We start from the raw sequence: 16,786 nt of genomic DNA, 5'->3' as shown, positions 1-16,786 counted from the left end.
TGTCAATTTTATAGATAATTATAGATTCTATCTATCATAAATGACTGGAGGCAAGACATGATGCAGGCGCCTGAGGTGATGGAAGCCCGGATGAGCGATAGTGATGCGACAATTATCTATAATCTTCCGTTCAATGATCTTCTGTATCGGGCCCAGCAGGTCCACCGCGAGACTTTCGATCCGAACGTTGTTCAGATGAGCCGCCTCTTGTCGATCAAGACTGGCGGCTGCGCAGAGGATTGTGGCTATTGCAGCCAGTCCGCTCACTATCCGACCGGTCTCAAAGCTTCGAAGTTGACAGAGATCGAACGAGTCGTCGCCGAGGCTCGCCACGCGCGCGACGGTGGCGCGACGCGCTACTGCATGGGTGCTGCATGGCGTAGCCCCAAGGACCGCGACATGGATACGCTTGTCGCAATGGTTGAGGGCGTCAAGGCGCTTGGCATGGAAACCTGCATGACGCTGGGAATGCTGACACCAAAGCACTCCGAGCGTCTCGCCGATGCGGGTTTGGACTACTACAATCACAACATCGATACCTCTGAACGCTATTATCCAGAGATAATCACTACCCGCACTTTTGGGGAGCGTCTGGAAACCCTCGCCAACGTCCGCAGCGCCGGAATCAAGGTCTGTGCGGGCGGCATTCTTGGAATGGGGGAGACCGTCGGCGACAGGATATCCATGCTGGTGACATTGGCCAACCTGCCAGAGCCGCCAGAGAGCGTACCAATTAACATGCTGATCCCGATCCCCGGATCGAAGCTCGCCGATGCCGAGCCGATCGATCCGATCGAGTTCGTCCGAACCGTGGCGCTGGCCCGCATCCTGATGCCAAAGTCGCATGTCCGCTTGTCAGCCGGGCGCACCGACATGAGCGACGAGATGCAGGCGCTCTGTTTCTTTGCTGGCGCCAATTCTATCTTCGTGGGCGACACACTACTCACGGCTGACAATCCCGGCGAGGACAAAGATGCTATGCTGTTTCGACGCCTTGGCCTTGAGCCTATGGCGTTGGAGCGCCAGCTTTGAGCGTGGTCGCGCTTGCCCGTGTAGAGAAGACGCTCGCCGGCCTTGAGCGAAAGTCTCGTTTCCGTTCCGTGGCCTTGGGATCGGGCATCGATTTCGCCTCCAATGATTATCTTGGCCTCGCTAGCTCGCCGCGTCTCAAGACAGCGATCAACACCGCGATCAAACGAGGCGTGCCCGTCGGGGCGGGCGGCTCGCGGCTCCTGCGCGGTCACCATATCGAGCATGAAATGCTCGAAAACGAGGCAGCGCAATTCTTCGGGGCGGAGAGGGTGCTCTACTTCGCAAACGGATATGCCGCGAACTCTGCGCTCTTCTCGACCCTACCACAGCGCGAGGACCTGATCGTCTACGATGCGCTGATCCATGCGAGCGCATTGGAGGGGATCCTGGCCAGCAAGGCAACGGCGACAGCCGTGCCACACAACGATGTCGACGCCTGCGAGCTCGCGGTCCGGAAATGGCGCCGCCAGGGAGGAAAGGGCGTGCCATGGATCGGGGTCGAAAGCCTCTATTCGATGGACGGCGATAAGGCGCCTCTCGTCGGACTGGCCGAAATCGCCGAACGACATGACGGCTTCCTTGTCATTGATGAAGCGCATGCGACCGGTGTCTTTGGCAAAGATGGTCGCGGGCTCGCCGCCGACCTCCCGACGAGAAATAACATCCTTACACTGCATACCTGCGGCAAGGCGCTCGGGGCCAGCGGTGCGTTGCTGGGCGGCCCAGCCATCATCATCAATTACCTCGTCAACCGCGCCCGCAACTTCATTTACTCAACGGCACCGTCGCCATTGATGGCCGCTGCGGTGCGCGAGGCGCTCCACATTCTGGCCGACGAGCCGGAGAGGCGGGACCATCTGGAGAGGCTGATGGCTCATGCAGGCGACCGACTACAATTGCAGTTGGCCAAGACGCCGAGCGGGTCACAAATTCTTCCCGTGTTGATCGGCGACAACGGTCGCGCGGTTTCAATCGCCCGCCGGATGCAGGCCGAAGGATTCGACGTCCGTGCAATCCGCCCTCCGACCGTTCCCGAGGGAACTGCGCGGTTGCGGGTCTCCGTTACGCTGAACGTCGATGAGGAAAAGATTTCAGCGATGTTCGAACGGCTTTCATTAGCACTTATGGAATCTACACCATGATGGCTCGCTTTGTTGTCAGCGGTACCGACACTGGAATTGGCAAGACAGTCTTCTCGGCGGCCCTCGCCAACGCTCTGTGCGGCTACTATTGGAAACCTGTGCAATCCGGCCTTGATGAGGAAACGGACACGCAAACAGTGCGACGGTTGGGCGATGTGCCAGAGGAGCGCATTGTGTCTGAGGCCTACAGGCTCGCTACCCCTGTTTCGCCGCATCTCTCGGCCCGAATTGACGGCACCTCGATTGACGCGCAAAGGCTGGTCCCGCCGCAAGTCGATGGGCCGCTCGTCATCGAAGGCGCAGGGGGGCTGATGGTTCCGCTGGCAGAGAACCTTGTATTTGCCGATGTGTTTGCTCAATGGCAGATCCCTGTCATCCTTTGCGCAAGAACTACCCTCGGCACGATCAATCACACTCTGCTTTCTATTGAGGCCATGCATCATCGCGCGATCCCGATTTTTGGCATCGCATTCATCGGGGAGGCGAATCCAGAAACCGAGACCGTCATCGCCCGCTTGAGCGGCGTACGGCCGCTCGGTCGACTGCCAATCCTTGCAAGCCTGAAGGCGTCGACCGTGAGCAAGGCTTTTCATGAGAATTTCGATCTCAATAGTTTCGCGGACGCCCGCCCATGACAAATTCGATCATTTGGCATCCATTCACCCAACATGCGTTGGAACCACCAATGAAGCGGATCGCCTCTACGGACGGCGCCTACCTCGTCGATGAGGAAGGAAATCGAATTCTCGACGCAATATCGTCATGGTGGGTCATCACCCACGGCCATCGCCATCCAGTCATCATGGAGGCCATACGCTCGGCGACGGAATCCTACGACCAGATCATCTTTGCAGAGTATTCGCACGAACCGGCAGAACGTCTGGCAGAAGGACTGCTTCATGTCGCTCCAGCAGGGTTGAGGCATGTCTTCTTCTCGGACAGCGGCTCGACCTGCGTCGAAGTCGGCTTGAAGATGGCACTCGGCTATTTCCACAACGTTGGCGAAATGCGTGATCGCATCGTCGTGATGGAGCACGGCTACCATGGAGACACCATCGGCACCATGTCCGCCGGTGAACGTGGCGTGTTCAATGCCGCATACGCTCCAATGCTCTTCGGTGTCGACCGTATTCCCTTTCCCGAACAAGGTCGCGAGCAGCAGACGCTGGACGCCTTCGAAGTCTACTGCCGGACAGGTCGGGTCGCGGCCATCTTGGTGGAGCCGCTTGTTCTGGGTGCAGGTGGTATGAAGATTTACTCCGCTGACGTCCTCAGGTCAGTTCGGACAATCGCGGACCGTTACGGGTGCCTTGTCATAGCCGACGAGGTGATGACCGGATGGGGCCGGACAGGAACCATGTTCGCGTGCGAGCAGGCGGGGGTCTCGCCAGATATCCTATGCACATCGAAGGGCCTTACGGGGGGCGCACTCCCCCTAGCGGCAACACTTTGCACGTCCGACATATTCGACGCGCACCTGTCGAGAGAACGGAGCAAGACGTTCTTCCATTCCAGCTCATACACAGCGAACCCCATTGCGTGCGCCGCGGGCGTTGCGAACCTGGCGGTGTGGAAGCATGAAGACGTAAACGCACGGATCAGGAGCTTGGGCACGCTCCATTGCGAGCACTTGCGAGAATTTGAGGATGACGACCGGTTTTCCAATGTCAGGCAGATGGGAACCATCGCAGCGCTCGATCTGAACGTGACCGCAAGCGGTTATCTGGCCGATGTCGGTCCGCGTATGCGCAAGCTATTTCGTGAACGTGGCTTGCTCATCCGCCCGCTCGGCAATGTGATTTACCTCATGCCGCCTTATTGCGTCAGCGCCTCCGAGCTCGCTCATGCCTATGATGCCATCGACGAGGTTTCCTCCATTGTTCTCGGGAGATCGCGATGAAACAAGCCGCTTCCTCGCGCATGGTCGGGTTCGGGCATGCCGTGCCCGGTCGCCGTGTGTACAATGGTGAGATCGAGAGCTCGTTAGGTCTCGAATCTGGGTGGATAGAACGCAGGACAGGTATTCTAAGCCGCTATTGGGCAGGCGACGGCGATACTCTCAGCGCGCTTGCGGCAGAAGCGGGCCGGATGGCAATCGACAATTCGGGTGTAGCGCCTGACGACGTAGCGTTGACCTTGCTCGCTACGTCGACTCCAGATCATCTGCTTCCGCCGTCGGCGCCGCTGCTCGCCCATCACCTGGGCCTTGTCCGATCAGGCGCGATCGATCTCGCAGGCGCATGCTCGGGCTTTCTCTATGCACTCGCTTTGGCGGACGCCTTCGTCCGCCTGCACGGACGCCCGGTACTGGTGGTGGCGGCGAATATCTTATCACGTCGTATCAACCCCAATGAACGCGCCACCGCCGTGCTGTTTGCCGACGCAGCGGGCGCCGTGCTGCTCGCTCCATCCGACGAGTCAAACGTCGGCTTGATGGCGGTCGAACTCGCCTCCGATGGCAGTGGATACGACTTCATCACCATTCCGGCTGGCGGTAGCAATAGGCCCTTTACCGCCGAGTTGGCCGGCGAAGAATTTCTGATGTCCATGAAGGACGGGCGAGAGGTGTTTTCACGTGCCGTCGAAATGATGTCTAACTGTTCGCGGCGGGCGCTTGTGAGCTCTGGAATTTTGGCATCTCAACTAGATCGGTTTATTCCGCACCAGGCTAACACGCGGATTTTCGATGCCGTCTGTGGAGAACTCGGCATCGAGCCCTCCAGGACAGCGCGAACGATCGAGGCGTTTGGGAATTCGTCTGCTGCGACGATCCCGCTCTCTCTTTCCGTCGCCAATGCGACCGCCCCATTTGTACTCGGTGAACGATTGCTGCTTGCTTCAGCCGGTGCAGGAATGATTGGCGGAGCTTGTGTATGGGTTACATAGTCTACGACGGCTGGTCCGCGCCGTTCACTGGTTGAGTTCCTATGGCCACTGTTGACGCCGAAGCGCATTTTATGGCCGCATATCGAAATGGACAGTGATGATGGGCGGGCGCAACCCATGATGCGTCGGGAGATTTTACACTCCGACGTGAGCGTTTCGCAATTGTTCAGGACGACGGCCGACCGCTTTCGATGCCGAACACCACCGTCATGGCGTTTCGCTGAATATCTTCAGAGTAGTCTCCTTCATAGACTGTCCACTCATGCCAAGATAGTCTCCTACGGCCTCCCAGGTCTCGTCATCGTTGTCGAGTGGCGATCGGAGTTTTTTGCCTATGACAAGATATGTGCGAAGCTCGAACAAGGTTTCCATATGCTCTTTTTCGAAGGGGAGACGGGAGCAACTTGCGGCGAAATGGAATCCTTTACGTATATCGAACAGAACGTCGACGACAGCGCTTCGTAGGTCACCGAATGACTCGAGCATCACGTCTCGTGCCTTGATGACCTCAAGTTGCCAGGCCGATCGGAACTCTTCCACCGGGATGCTAGAGACTATCGTCGCCAGTCCGCTGTCGCCCTCCGCTTCGAGCCATTTCTCGGTTGTACGAGTGAAATAGAAGATCTTAATGGCGTCGCTGCCGTGAATCCTGCTGGCCCTCATTCCGATGCCTGTCACAACAATGTCCTCTTCAGAAATCAACTTTAGTGTCAGTGATCTCTATAGGCCGTGATTGTGAATTCGAACTTGTGAAGATCAACGGCTTTTGACAGATCGTGAGATTGTGTCACGTGAAGGTCGGTTTCGGAGGCGTTTGGCGAGATAGGGCCGTGACGTGATCGAAGATTGAAACTTCTTGCAGGACGGGCCGCTTTTGAGCGTTGCGGCAGGCAGTATGTTCGGTTGTAACGTTTTCGCGAAAACGTTACAACCGAATGAAATCATACTGTTATAAGCGCTGTAGGGCTCCTGTAACCGGAAATAGCTCAACCTTGACTTTGGGTCTGGGGGTGGACCGAAGTGCCGCGCAAAAGCCACTCAGACACCATGCGAACGATTTTGAGCGCGCGATCATCAAAGCGTCACCGCCACATGGGATCGGGCAACCCGTAGGTCGTTAGAGGTTTCGCTGCCGCAGATTAGTCAAATCCGACCTCCAAACCCGCATCCGCAGCTCCCTCAATCTTCGTAGAGCTAAGGCCTAAGCCAAGATATTAACTTCAACGGCAGCGTCCTGGAAGGCTTGACGCGCCTCCGCAAGTGAACCGTAATGCTCGACTGCCAGCCTGCAGGACACTTTGGCGATCTCGAATTTTGGGCCGCGCTCAGCCGGCCATCGATTCCAAAGATAGTCCAGGGCCTCCTTAGGACCATCGATCGGCTCGGTCATACCTCGCCCGATCCGTACGAACACGGGCGTCTCCCACAGTATGACTTCCGAAAAATGATCTTCACGCTCGCTCATTTTCTCCTCCGATCTTCAGTTTTCGGAGCGTAATTTTAGGGCAGCGCGATCGCTCAGCAATAAAAAATGACAAGCGAACCGCTACCTTTTTTTGGGGGTTCATCGACGTCGGGTGACGCCCCTTGTCAGCCGCTCGGTCCTAGACGTCTACGACGCGTTTCCCGATGCTCATTGTCGTCATGATAGGATGGCCGGGGGCCGAACATGCGCTTCATCATCCAACGAGACATGATGGGAACCGCCTTTATTGGGCGGTCGTCGAGCACAGAATAGACATGGTCGCGCAACAATTCGGCGTTCGCCTCGAGGTCAATTGCCACCACGAATTCGACCAGGATATCCGCCCTTTCGAAATACCTCATAAGCCGGGCTCGCAAGCCGGTCGTCAAAGCCGCAGCACAGATAATAAGGCGGTGAATTTGCACTTCCATCTGTAAGCGCGAGATAATAGTCTGCACTTCGAATTCATCCGCTATTACTGATTGGCAGAACGCAATGGTCGGCCTGAGCGGAAGGGGCTCAATCACCTCTTGCGTTACGCAAAAGTTTCGGAACTCATTCGCAACACGATGAGGGAAGATGTGCGTCCATATACCTGCGGCGCCGATCAGTTGGGCTCCAAGTTTATCGGCCACCTTTGCACCGAACTGATCCAGGTCGGGGCCGGAACCAACCACGTATGCTGGCTGCCCGTCCAGCCTTGCGATGAGTTCGTTCGCCGCGAGTTCCGCATGCATCTTTAGCTCAAGCGCAGCGCTTTTTCGATCGGTCAAGGCAAACAAACGATCAATCGACTCCGTCATAGTATTCATCTTCGAGTTCCGTCTCACTTCCGAAGCCACTGATCTTGTTCCAAAATTCATATGGATCACGTGGAAAGTCGTCCCAAAAATCGTCTTCAACCGACGATAGGAGTATGGCAAGCGGGAGGTAAGTCCTTCCTCTTCTCCCGGTAATGACCAGGGTCTGACCGTCGGCGGCAAAATACAAACTCGCACCTAGCGCCTCGTTAAGGGACCATACGAGCTCATTGGTCTCCTGTGTGGACGGCGTGAGCGAACTTATAATATGGCCAGATGAACGACTGAGGTCCTCGAACAGCTCATGTAGTGTGCCCGTCCGCTCCCAATCATGAATCCAGACCGAGTATATGTGATGCCAGATTGCGGCGAAGAACGTTGCGTAGGGTGGCACCAAGCTCAACGCGTCGATATGCCGACATATTTCACGGTCGTGATGAGGCCGCCGGCGAAGCGACATGTCAACGTGCTCAACGGTTACGAAAGAGAGCTCGTAATTGTGTCGCTCAATCTCGAGTTTTTCTGCGAGGTTCGACCGGTGAACTGTTAATCGCAAGTCAGCACGTGGATTCTTTCTGTGCTCGACGATGAACTGCAGTTGCAAATCGGTGTCCCAACCAAGATTCTCTACTGCTTTGATTTGGTGCCGGCGTGAATGGGAGTTCTCCGGCCAATCCATGTGTAAATCATCTGTTTTTGATCCACGTTTCTCTTGAGTGATAAATGGATCATCGGATGGGCCAAGGCAGGTCGAAGCGCTCTCGAGTATCCTAATTACGGCAACCATATCTTGGAAGTGGTAGCCTTTTCCGCCTGCAACGCCACCAATATGCTGTCTCTCTGAGGCAGAGACGATCTCAGCCAGTATTTCATCTTCTGTCGGTCTGCTGCGCATTGTGCCCCCGATAACAAAAATTCGGGGCCGGGATAATGCTACTAGATTAATGAAATCCACCTACGCCGTTCGGGTTGTAACCATCCTTTTTACTGCGGCGCGAGTGCATGTCGGAATGCTTTTGCTGTAGCAAATAACCAGCACCGGTCACTCACAGCGAGGAAACCTCTCAAACGGGTACAATACTGGAAGGCTAACTTCCGGCAATGAATATAATTAAACACAATCATACACTTAGGGCGCAGGTGATATTTTTCCTTCGATTCCGGGCCATCGTTTCAGGTGCAATAGAACCCTTTCGGAGGTTCGTACGGCCATTGTGGGCGACCCGGATCATAGACGCGGTCAGGTTGAAGCCCGCACTTTACAGCTTTCATGCCTGGTGCATTTGTGACGTGAAAAGGGTACGCCGCCGCAGGTTTGCCATATTTCCGGCGTGTTGCCGGATAAAGGCGAGCGTTGCGGCAGGGATGACGATCCTTGCCCACGAGTTTTCGTTTGTTTGATTGAACCGGTGGCTGCCCGATGAAACGCCTGTTGCTGACATCCATGATCCTGCTCGCTGCAAGCGTTGCCTTTGCCGCCCAGCCGGAACAGCCGCCCGCGGGTTGGCCGCAACTGCCGCCGAAGGCGCCGGTTTCGAAGATAAAGCTTGTCGAGCCGCATCTGCATGTCGACCGCGCAGGCAAGGGCGCGCCCCGCATCGCGCTCACCTTCGATGCGTGCATGGGCAAAACCGATCCGCGCATCCTAAGCACCCTGGTCGATCAGCGTATTCCCGCGACGATCTTCGTCACCGCGCGCTGGCTGCGCACCAATCCCGATGCGCTGAAGGTCTTCCTCGCCCATCCCGATCTTTTCGAGCTGGAAAATCACGGCCAAAATCATATCCCCGCCGTCGATGTCCCGACCAAGGTTTACGGTATCGCTGCAGCCGGTTCGCCGCAGGCGGTCGCCCAGGAAGTCAAGGGCGGTGCCGATGCTATGGTTGCGGCCGGCATTCCGCAGCCGCGCTGGTTCCGCGGCGCGACCGCGAAATACACGCCCGCCGCCATCATGCAGATCCGCGGCATGGGCTACCGGATCGCCGGCTATTCGGTGAATGGCGACAGCGGCTCGCTTTTGCCGGCCAAGATGGTGGAAAAGCAATATGCCTCCGCCAAGGACGGCGACGTCATCATCTCCCACATCAATCAGCCGACGCACGCGGCAGGCGAGGGGGTCGCGGCCAGCATCCTCGCGCTGAAGGCAAAGGGCGTCAACTTCGTTCGCCTGCAGGATATCGCCGAAAAGGGCGACGACGACACCACGAACTGAACGACGGGCCAGCTGCAGCATTTTCAGGAAAAATGCGCAGCGGCTTCCCATTCCGAATGCGTGAGGACAAACCGATCTAGCCCGGCAATTGCGGCTGGGCTTTTTCTTCGATGAAAAGCTCGTCGATGACGGTCATGACGATCAGCGACAGCGGCAGGGCGAGCATGGCGCCGACCGCGCCCCACATCCATGTCCAGAAGATGATGGCAAGGAAGACCACAAAGGGATTGAGCTCCCATTGGCGGCCCATGACCGCCGGAAAGACGAGGTTTTCCACGGTCATATGTACCGCGAAGAAGGCGACGGCGGGTGCGAGCCCGAAAATGATGTCCGAATGGGTGATGATGCCGGCGATCGCCAGCGCGATCGTCATCATCGCCACGCCGAGGAACGGAATGAAGCTGGATACGAAGGCGAAGACGCCCCAAAGCACCGGCACGCTCATGCCGCCGACATAGGCGATCACGGTCATCGCGACACCGATTCCGGCATAGATCAGCGAAGCCGTGGCAAAATAGAAGCCGAGCACTCGCTCCACCGCATTGATGATGCGGATCGCGGTCAGTCGGGATGGCCTGCTGGAAAAAGCCATGATGATCGTCTTGCGCAGGCTCATTCTGCCGGCAAGAAAGAGCAGCAAGGCCGCAAAGAAGATCAGGATCTGCACGATGGCCGGCGTCAGGCTGGTGGATACGACATGCAGCACATTGCCGCTGTTTTCGAGCAGCGTGCTGATCGAGATCGGGCTGCCCTGAAAGGTCTCGGAAGAAATGTGCAGCCATTTGAACCGATCGAGATAGGGCATCAGCCGGTCGGAGGTCCGCTGGAAGAAGTCGGGCGCCTGCTGCGCCAGTTTTGCCACGGGCCCGGCGAGCGCATTGATGATGAGGAAGATCACCAGCGCAACGCCGGATGAGAGAATGACGGCATTCAGGACGCGGGGAACGCCGAGCTTGCTGAGCTTCTCCGCCGCCAGACCAAGGATCATGCCGACGACGACGGCAAGCGTCACCGGAATGAGGATCAACGACATCGTATAGACGGCGGCGAGGGCCAGCAGGAGGAAAATGCCGATCGTGGCCCAGGAGGCCGCGCTTTCGAGCTTGTCTCGTCCTTGCTCGTCGGCAAGGTGGGCAATTTCCGCGTCACCACTCTGTCCGCGCGATGTGTCGCTGCGGGCGCTCGAACCAGCGCCCTGCGCTGCTGTCGCATCCGATCGGCCGGCGGCCACTTTGTCGAATTCCATGCGCCGAAAATTCCCGAAGGCAGGATCGCCTCACCACCCAAACGCGAAAAGCCCGCTGCGGTTCCGCAACGGGCTTTTTTCGGAAGGATATTCCGGGCCGGCGTCAGGCGACGAGATTGAGGCCGATGCCCCATGGGTCGCGCAGCGATACGCCGCCGTCGCGCTTTTCAGTCTTGATTTCGTGCTGCTCCAGGGCAGCGACGGCCTTGTCGAGGGCAGCCTTGTCATTGAAGCGCAGCGTATAGTCGGAAAGGCCGGTCATATGCTCGGTGCGCACGCCGGCGCCACGGCTGTTCCAGGTATTGGCGCCGAGATGATGGTGGTAGCCGCCGGTGGCCAGGAACGTGGCGCCGGGATAGCGCGCCGCCATGACGTTCATGCCGAGCACGTCGCGATAGAAGGCATTGGCTTCGGCGACATCGCCGACCTGCAGGTGGATATGGCCGATAGCCGATCCCTCGGCCATGCCGTCCCAGCGATCCTGCGGGGCGCTTTCGTAAAGCTTCTGCAGATCGAGCCGGAGCGTGGCCATCTCGACTGTTCCGTCGTTGTGAAAGGTCCATTCCTCATGCGGACGGTCGGCATAGATCTCGATGCCGTTGCCTTCCGGATCGGAGAGGTAGATCGCTTCGCTGACGATGTGATCGGACGCGCCTTCCAGCACGACATTGTTTTGCGCTGCATGGCGGAGCCAGCGCGCAAGCTCAACGCGGCTCGGCAGCAGGAATGCCGTATGAAACAGGCCGGCGGCCGTTCTCGGCGCTCGCGTTGCGGCCCGATCCGTCGTCAGCGTCAGAAGAGGGCGGCCGGCAACGCCTAGGACTTCGCCGCTCGCGGTCTTCTCGATCACCTTCAGCCCCAGCATGTCCTGATAGAAGCGCGATACCAGCGGCAGGTCTGTCACGACGAGATGGGATGCGCCGACATAGGCGGGGCGGGTCAGGGCGTAGGAGGGGGCGGTTTCGGTCATGGGATCAGTTCCAACCTCGATGGTCTTTGAAAGGGCAACCGGCGTCGGCGGCAATGGCCGCCAGCGGCGGGCAGGAGGGTTTCGCCGGTTGATATGCCTCTTCGGTCCCCTGGCCCGCTGTACTTATACATCCATATGGCGGATTCTGATTGTTCACAGAAGGCCAGAAATTGCGGATTAAGCGTTCGCTTTCCGTTGACGGCCGTCGACGCGGAGAGCGAGGGGCATTCACGAAGATTTATCGATGTGCTCGTCTGGCGCGGTTGCTTCCTCGTCTCTCAGGTGCAAGGATCGCCCCGGACGGAAACGGAACCGCATGCGATGACAGAATATAGAGGCATCCGTTGGGCCTATGATCGTTATGAGATCATCGCGGACGGCATCGTCAACGGTGTCGGCGTGGTTTTCGCGCTGATTGGCGCCACCGTCCTGATTTTTTATGCGACTGTCTGGAGTTCCTATGGCGCAATTGCCGCCGCCTGGATCTATGGCGTTGGTCTGGTGCTGACGCTCGGAATGTCCTTCACCTACAATCTGTGGCCTGTCTCCCGAACGAAATGGTTTCTTCGACGCTTCGATCATTCCTTCATTTACGTTTTGATCGCCGCCACCTACACACCCTTTCTCCAGCGAGGGGCGGAAGATCCGTTGCTGCTTGGCGTGCTGATTGCCGTCTGGGTTTTCGCCGCATTCGGCATCGTCCTGAAATGTCTCTTCCCAGGCCGTTTCGATCGACTCGCCATCCTGCTCTATCTGGCGATGGGCTGGAGCGGCATCCTCGTCGCCAGGCCGATTTCGGATTATATCCCGTTTGCCTCGCTGCTGCTGATCGTCATTGGCGGAGTGATCTACTCGCTCGGCGTCATCTTTCACGTCTGGGAAAAGCTGCGCTTCCAGAACGCCATCTGGCACGGCTTCGTCGTGGCCGCCGCCGCCGTGCATTATTCGGCTGTCCTGACCTGTTTCAGCCTGTCGCCGGAAAACTTTTGACGATCTCGGCCGTCGGCGTACACTTTTTGGTCGAGCGCAGGCTGCGCACCAGACGCATGACGACGGCGTCGTAGCGCTGCATGTCCGTCTTGGAATAGTCCATCTGGAAGAAGGCTGCGGCCCCATTGCAGAGCGCGACCCCGCGCACGTAGACGATGCGCCCCTGCCTGGTGCCCGAAAAGCTGATGCCGCGCGAGTTCGATTTGGCGTAGGAAATCTTCCAGCCTTCGTCCCTGGCAAGCGCCACGCGCCCATTCGCTTCCGTGGCAAAATCACCGTTGGCGATCATCGTGCCGAAGACCTGCAGCGAGGCGGAGCGGTCCGCGGGCGATAGCGATAACCGGTCGCTATCCTCGGGGGTGATCGAGAGATGGAATTCCGATGGCAGCTCGATTGCGTAGCCGAAACCTGCATTGTCATAGGACCACCAGTCCGCGGCAAGGGCTGAGGCGGGAGAAAGAAGCAAGAGGATGATCAGGCGGGCGAGCATTGCGGTTTCCGAGGGGCAGGATCTGCAAACCGATCAAGATTAGCGCATTTTCCAGCGCAACTTCCATAGCGATTCAATAAATGCGCGTAATTTAGCGTCAATTCATTACAGCTTCATTGCGAGCCATGCAGAATTGGCAATGTGGTCTACACATCAGGTGACACGCAGGCGGATATCATGAGTTTCCGAGCAGGCCGGGCCATCCTGCAACCCTTGCGAAGACCCGCATGGATAACGATTTCGGTGGTTTATGCCCGGTTTTCCCTCCCCAGGGCTTGAGGCGGTGTGCTCTTTCGCCTATCCCTTCGACACGCTCCGGCTTTGCCGGATTCCGCATGAACGTTCAGTAAGGGGGGGACATGGCCGCTGCCGCTGCGGGCCTGACATTCCTGGCTCTTTGCCTGCCCTTTATCGGTGCGCTGATCGCGCCCGTTGTTGTTTGGCGGTTGGGCCATAATGCGGCGTGGCCCCTGGCGCTGCTTCCCGCTCTCGCCTTTCTGCATTTTTCGGGCTTCCTTCCGGCCGTGGCGGATGGGCGTACCGAACTCGGCGGATTCGATTGGGTGCCGAGCCTTGATCTCAGGTTTTCCTGGCTGATCGACGGCCTGTCGCTGACTTTCGCCCTGCTGATCACCGGCATCGGCACGCTGATTGTCCTCTATGCTGGTGGTTATTTGAAGGGGCATGTCGATCTCGGACGTTTCTTCTCTTTCATCTTCCTGTTCATGGGCTCGATGCTCGGCCTCGTCGTCTCGGACAGCTTCCTGACGCTATTCGTCTTCTGGGAGCTGACCTCGATCACCTCCTTCCTGCTGATCGGTTTCGACCATCGCCGGGAAGCGTCGCGCCGGGCGGCGCTGCAGGCGTTGGTCGTGACAGGCGGTGGCGGATTGCTGTTGCTGGCGGGCCTGCTGCTGATCTGGCAGGTGACCGGCATCGGCTCGATGTCCGATCTCCTGAAGGCCGGCGACGTCCTGCGTGGGAGCCCGCTTTATCTTGCCGCCCTCATTCTTGTACTGGGCGGGGCCTTCACCAAATCGGCGCAGTTCCCGTTTCATTTCTGGCTGCCGAACGCCATGGAGGCGCCGACGCCCGTTTCCGCCTACCTCCACTCGGCGACGATGGTGAAGGCCGGGGTTTACCTGCTGATGCGGCTCAATCCGGTGATGGGCGGTACTATGGCCTGGCAGACGATCCTGCCGATCTTCGGCGCGGCGACTTTGCTTGTCGGAACTCTGCTCGCGATCCGCCAGACCGACCTGAAGTTGAAGCTTGCCTATACGACGGTTTCCTCGCTTGGCCTGCTGGTGATGCTGACCGGCTTCGGCACGGATTATGCCATCGAGGCCGCCGTCCTCTATCTGGTGGCGCATTCGCTGTTCAAGGGCGCCCTGTTCATGGTGGCCGGCATCGTCGACCACGAGACGGGGACGCGCGATATCACCCGGCTCGGCGGTTTGCGCTCCGCCATGCCGCTGACCTTTGCCGCCGCTCTGGTCGCTGCCGTGTCGATGGGCGGCCTGCCGCCCGCCTTTGGGTTCCTGGCCAAGGAAGAGATCTACGCCGCGCTCGCGCAGGCATCGCCGGCCGCGATCGCCCTGACGGTCATCGCTATCGCTGGCAATGCGCTGATGTTCGCCATCGCCTTTGCCGTCGCTTTGAAGCCCTTCATCGGGCCGCTTGTCGAGACGCCACGCCATCCGCACGAAGCGCCGCCGCTGCTCTGGCTCGGGCCGGTGCTGCTTGCTCTGCTGGGCCTGCTGGCGGCTTTGTTCTCAGGTCCGTGGCATGATTACCTTTCCTCGCCGATGGCAAGCGCCGTCGGGGGGAAGACGCTAGAAATATCGGTTTCACTTGTCCCGCATATCGGCGTGCCCCTGGCGCTGTCGGTTATCACCGTGCTGATCGGTGTCGCCGTTTACTGGCAGCTCGATCGAGCCCGTTTCGCGATGTCCGTTATCCTGCGTGCCCTCGGGCCCGGGCCGGATCGCGGCTTTGACGGCTTCATGTCTGGCCTGGTGCGGCTATCGCATGGGATCTCGCGTCTGCTGCAGCCTGGCCGGCTGGAAATCTACGTGACCGTCACCTTTCTCTGCCTGGCGGCGATGCTGCTGATCCCTCTCGTTGTTCATGGCGAACTGCCGGTCATGCCAGCCTGGCCGGACCTGCAATGGCATGAGGCGACCATCTTCCTGATCGCCGTCATCGGCGTTGCCGCGGTCGTCTTTGCGCGAGACCGGCTGACGGCCATCGTGTCGCTCGGCATCCAGGGTTTTGCCGTCGCGGTCATTTTCCTGCTGTTCGGCGCCCCGGATCTGTCCTTTACCCAATTCATGGTCGAGACGCTTTCGGTCGTGATCCTGGCGCTTGTAATGACGCGGCTGCGGCTTTCGCCTTCGGATCGCCGCCCGCCGCTCGCAAGGATCGGCCACGCCGCGCTCTCCGTTGCCTGCGGCACCGGTTTCGCGCTTCTTCTGCTCAAGGCAACTCAGGCGCCGTTCGACCTGACGCTGACCGCCTTTTTCAATCAATATTCGAAGCTGATTGCGCATGGCGACAATGTGGTCAACGTCATCATCGTCGACTTCCGCGGCACGGATACGCTCGGCGAGATCGCCGTCGTTGCCATGACCGGCCTTGCGATCCTGGCGCTGATCCGCATTCGCGCCGGCGGCGAGCGCAAGCTTGCGGCCAACGATCCTGATCTTGAGGAGAAGCCGGATCTTGGCGACAGAATGAAGGCCGAGCGCTCATGAATACGCTGATCTTCCGCACCGCCGCGCCGTTTCTGACGGCTTTGATGCTGCTCTTCTCCGTTTTCGTGCTGCTGCGTGGCCACAATGAGCCGGGTGGCGGCTTCATCGGCGGCCTGATCGCTGCCTCGGCCTTTGCGATCTACGGGATCGCCTGTGGCGTCACGGCGGTCCGGCGCGCAATCATCTTTCATCCGCTGGCGATTGCGGGTTTCGGCCTGCTTGCCTCGACACTTGCAGGGTTCATTTCCATCTTTGCAGGCGTTCCATTCATGACCGGGCTGTGGATCTACCCGCATCTCTTCGGCATCGAAGTGCCGCTTTCCACCGTCACGCTCTTCGATATCGGTGTCTATTTCGTCGTCCTTGGAGCTTTCACCTCGATCGCGCTTGCGCTCGAAGAGCGGGAGGTGGATTGATGGAGGCTGTGTTTGCCGTCGTCGTCGGCCTGTTCTTCTCCGCCGCCATCTATCTGATGCTGTCGCGATACTCGATCCGCATCATGCTTGGCATCGCCATCCTCGGCAATGCCGTGAATCTTCTCCTGTTCACCACCGGCCGTGTGACTCCGGATGTGCCGGCCATCATCCAGAAGGGGGCGAGCACGCTCGATAATGCGGCCGCCAATCCGCTGCCGCAGGCGCTGATCCTGACGGCGATCGTCATCTCCTTCTCGTTCCTCGCATTTCTGCTTGTCCTGACCTATCGGGCCTATCAGGACCTCAAGACCGATAACACCGGCGAGATGCAGCTTGCCGAACCGGACGAGCGGCCGCTGCCGCCCTTGGGGTACTGACGCA

At 58.6% G+C, this 16,786-nt stretch carries 17 protein-coding genes; 10 read left to right on the top strand and 7 right to left on the bottom strand.

Features of this window, described 5'->3' with window-relative positions:
* Positions 1 to 57 precede the first annotated feature (57 nt).
* From bioB to BJ928_RS01930, 5 genes are read left to right on the top strand one after another with little or no spacing between them, the layout of a single operon-like run.
* Positions 58 to 1,032: a biotin synthase BioB gene (bioB, locus tag BJ928_RS01950; RefSeq protein WP_047627393.1), complete on the top strand. Its 975-nt coding sequence runs from the start codon at positions 58 to 60 to the stop codon at positions 1,030 to 1,032.
* Entirely contained in the window at positions 1,029 to 2,174 is a 1,146-nt protein-coding gene (locus BJ928_RS01945; RefSeq protein WP_047627391.1) for an 8-amino-7-oxononanoate synthase, read from the top strand. Before bioB ends, BJ928_RS01945 begins: the two co-directional genes overlap by 4 nt.
* Positions 2,171 to 2,809, top strand: coding sequence for a dethiobiotin synthase (bioD, locus tag BJ928_RS01940; protein ID WP_047627389.1), 639 nt, complete (start codon positions 2,171 to 2,173; stop codon positions 2,807 to 2,809). The genes BJ928_RS01945 and bioD overlap by 4 nt, the downstream gene beginning before the upstream one ends.
* Positions 2,806 to 4,074: an adenosylmethionine--8-amino-7-oxononanoate transaminase gene (locus tag BJ928_RS01935; RefSeq protein ID WP_047627387.1), complete on the top strand. Its 1,269-nt coding sequence runs from the start codon at positions 2,806 to 2,808 to the stop codon at positions 4,072 to 4,074. The genes bioD and BJ928_RS01935 overlap by 4 nt, the downstream gene beginning before the upstream one ends.
* The gene (locus BJ928_RS01930) at positions 4,071 to 5,060 is read left to right on the top strand and encodes a beta-ketoacyl-ACP synthase III (protein WP_047627385.1); all 990 of its coding nucleotides are present in this window, start codon (positions 4,071 to 4,073) and stop codon (positions 5,058 to 5,060) included. Before BJ928_RS01935 ends, BJ928_RS01930 begins: the two co-directional genes overlap by 4 nt.
* Positions 5,061 to 5,267: 207 nt before the next feature.
* Here BJ928_RS01930 and BJ928_RS01925 read toward each other — a convergent pair whose 3' ends face one another.
* The 4 genes from BJ928_RS01925 to BJ928_RS01910 form a co-directional block, all read right to left on the bottom strand.
* On the bottom strand, positions 5,268 to 5,738 hold the full coding sequence (locus BJ928_RS01925; protein WP_147413883.1) for a hypothetical protein: 471 nt from the start codon (positions 5,736 to 5,738) through the stop codon (positions 5,268 to 5,270).
* Positions 5,739 to 6,261: 523 nt separating this feature from the next.
* Complete coding sequence (locus BJ928_RS01920; RefSeq protein ID WP_047627383.1) at positions 6,262 to 6,525, bottom strand: DUF982 domain-containing protein; 264 nt, start codon at positions 6,523 to 6,525, stop codon at positions 6,262 to 6,264.
* A gap of 125 nt (positions 6,526 to 6,650) precedes the next feature.
* Positions 6,651 to 7,337: a hypothetical protein gene (locus tag BJ928_RS01915; RefSeq protein ID WP_147413882.1), complete on the bottom strand. Its 687-nt coding sequence runs from the start codon at positions 7,335 to 7,337 to the stop codon at positions 6,651 to 6,653.
* Entirely contained in the window at positions 7,312 to 8,220 is a 909-nt protein-coding gene (locus BJ928_RS01910; protein WP_147413881.1) for a hypothetical protein, read from the bottom strand. Before BJ928_RS01910 ends, BJ928_RS01915 begins: the two co-directional genes overlap by 26 nt.
* A gap of 525 nt (positions 8,221 to 8,745) precedes the next feature.
* Between BJ928_RS01910 and BJ928_RS01900 the strand changes: the two genes are divergently transcribed.
* Positions 8,746 to 9,537, top strand: a complete 792-nt coding sequence (locus BJ928_RS01900; RefSeq protein WP_047627377.1) for a polysaccharide deacetylase family protein — start codon at positions 8,746 to 8,748, stop codon at positions 9,535 to 9,537.
* A 76-nt stretch (positions 9,538 to 9,613) separates the two neighbouring features.
* Here BJ928_RS01900 and BJ928_RS01895 read toward each other — a convergent pair whose 3' ends face one another.
* The gene (locus BJ928_RS01895; RefSeq protein ID WP_047627375.1) at positions 9,614 to 10,783 is read right to left on the bottom strand and encodes an AI-2E family transporter; all 1,170 of its coding nucleotides are present in this window, start codon (positions 10,781 to 10,783) and stop codon (positions 9,614 to 9,616) included.
* Between the two features lie 103 nt (positions 10,784 to 10,886).
* Complete coding sequence (locus tag BJ928_RS01890; protein WP_047627374.1) at positions 10,887 to 11,753, bottom strand: VOC family protein; 867 nt, start codon at positions 11,751 to 11,753, stop codon at positions 10,887 to 10,889.
* A gap of 321 nt (positions 11,754 to 12,074) precedes the next feature.
* On the opposite strand from BJ928_RS01890, the gene BJ928_RS01885 reads away from it, so the two are divergent.
* The gene (locus tag BJ928_RS01885) at positions 12,075 to 12,743 is read left to right on the top strand and encodes a hemolysin III family protein (RefSeq protein WP_047628726.1); all 669 of its coding nucleotides are present in this window, start codon (positions 12,075 to 12,077) and stop codon (positions 12,741 to 12,743) included.
* Here BJ928_RS01885 and BJ928_RS01880 read toward each other — a convergent pair.
* A complete protein-coding gene (locus tag BJ928_RS01880) occupies positions 12,718 to 13,233 on the bottom strand; it encodes a hypothetical protein (protein ID WP_047627372.1) in 516 nt (171 codons plus the stop codon). The genes BJ928_RS01885 and BJ928_RS01880 overlap by 26 nt on opposite strands.
* Positions 13,234 to 13,592: 359 nt before the next feature.
* Here BJ928_RS01880 and BJ928_RS01875 point away from each other — a divergent pair, with 359 nt between their 5' ends.
* The 3 genes from BJ928_RS01875 to BJ928_RS01865 are packed head-to-tail and all read left to right on the top strand — an operon-like array spanning position 13,593 to position 16,782.
* Positions 13,593 to 15,989, top strand: a complete 2,397-nt coding sequence (locus tag BJ928_RS01875; RefSeq protein WP_047627370.1) for a putative monovalent cation/H+ antiporter subunit A — start codon at positions 13,593 to 13,595, stop codon at positions 15,987 to 15,989.
* Positions 15,986 to 16,405 carry a Na+/H+ antiporter subunit B gene (locus tag BJ928_RS01870; RefSeq protein ID WP_047627368.1) on the top strand — a complete coding sequence of 140 codons (420 nt, stop codon included), beginning with the start codon at positions 15,986 to 15,988 and terminating at the stop codon, positions 16,403 to 16,405. Before BJ928_RS01875 ends, BJ928_RS01870 begins: the two co-directional genes overlap by 4 nt.
* Positions 16,405 to 16,782 (top strand): Na+/H+ antiporter subunit C, encoded by a 378-nt coding sequence (locus tag BJ928_RS01865; protein ID WP_047627366.1) that lies wholly within the window; start codon positions 16,405 to 16,407, stop codon positions 16,780 to 16,782. Before BJ928_RS01870 ends, BJ928_RS01865 begins: the two co-directional genes overlap by 1 nt.
* The last annotated feature ends 4 nt before the right edge of the window (positions 16,783 to 16,786 follow it).

It is taken from the genome of Rhizobium sp. WW_1 (genome assembly GCF_003610155.1).
Taxonomy (GTDB): Bacteria; Pseudomonadota; Alphaproteobacteria; order Rhizobiales; family Rhizobiaceae; genus Rhizobium; species Rhizobium tropici_A.
This window is presented reverse-complemented; position numbering and strand designations above follow the sequence as displayed.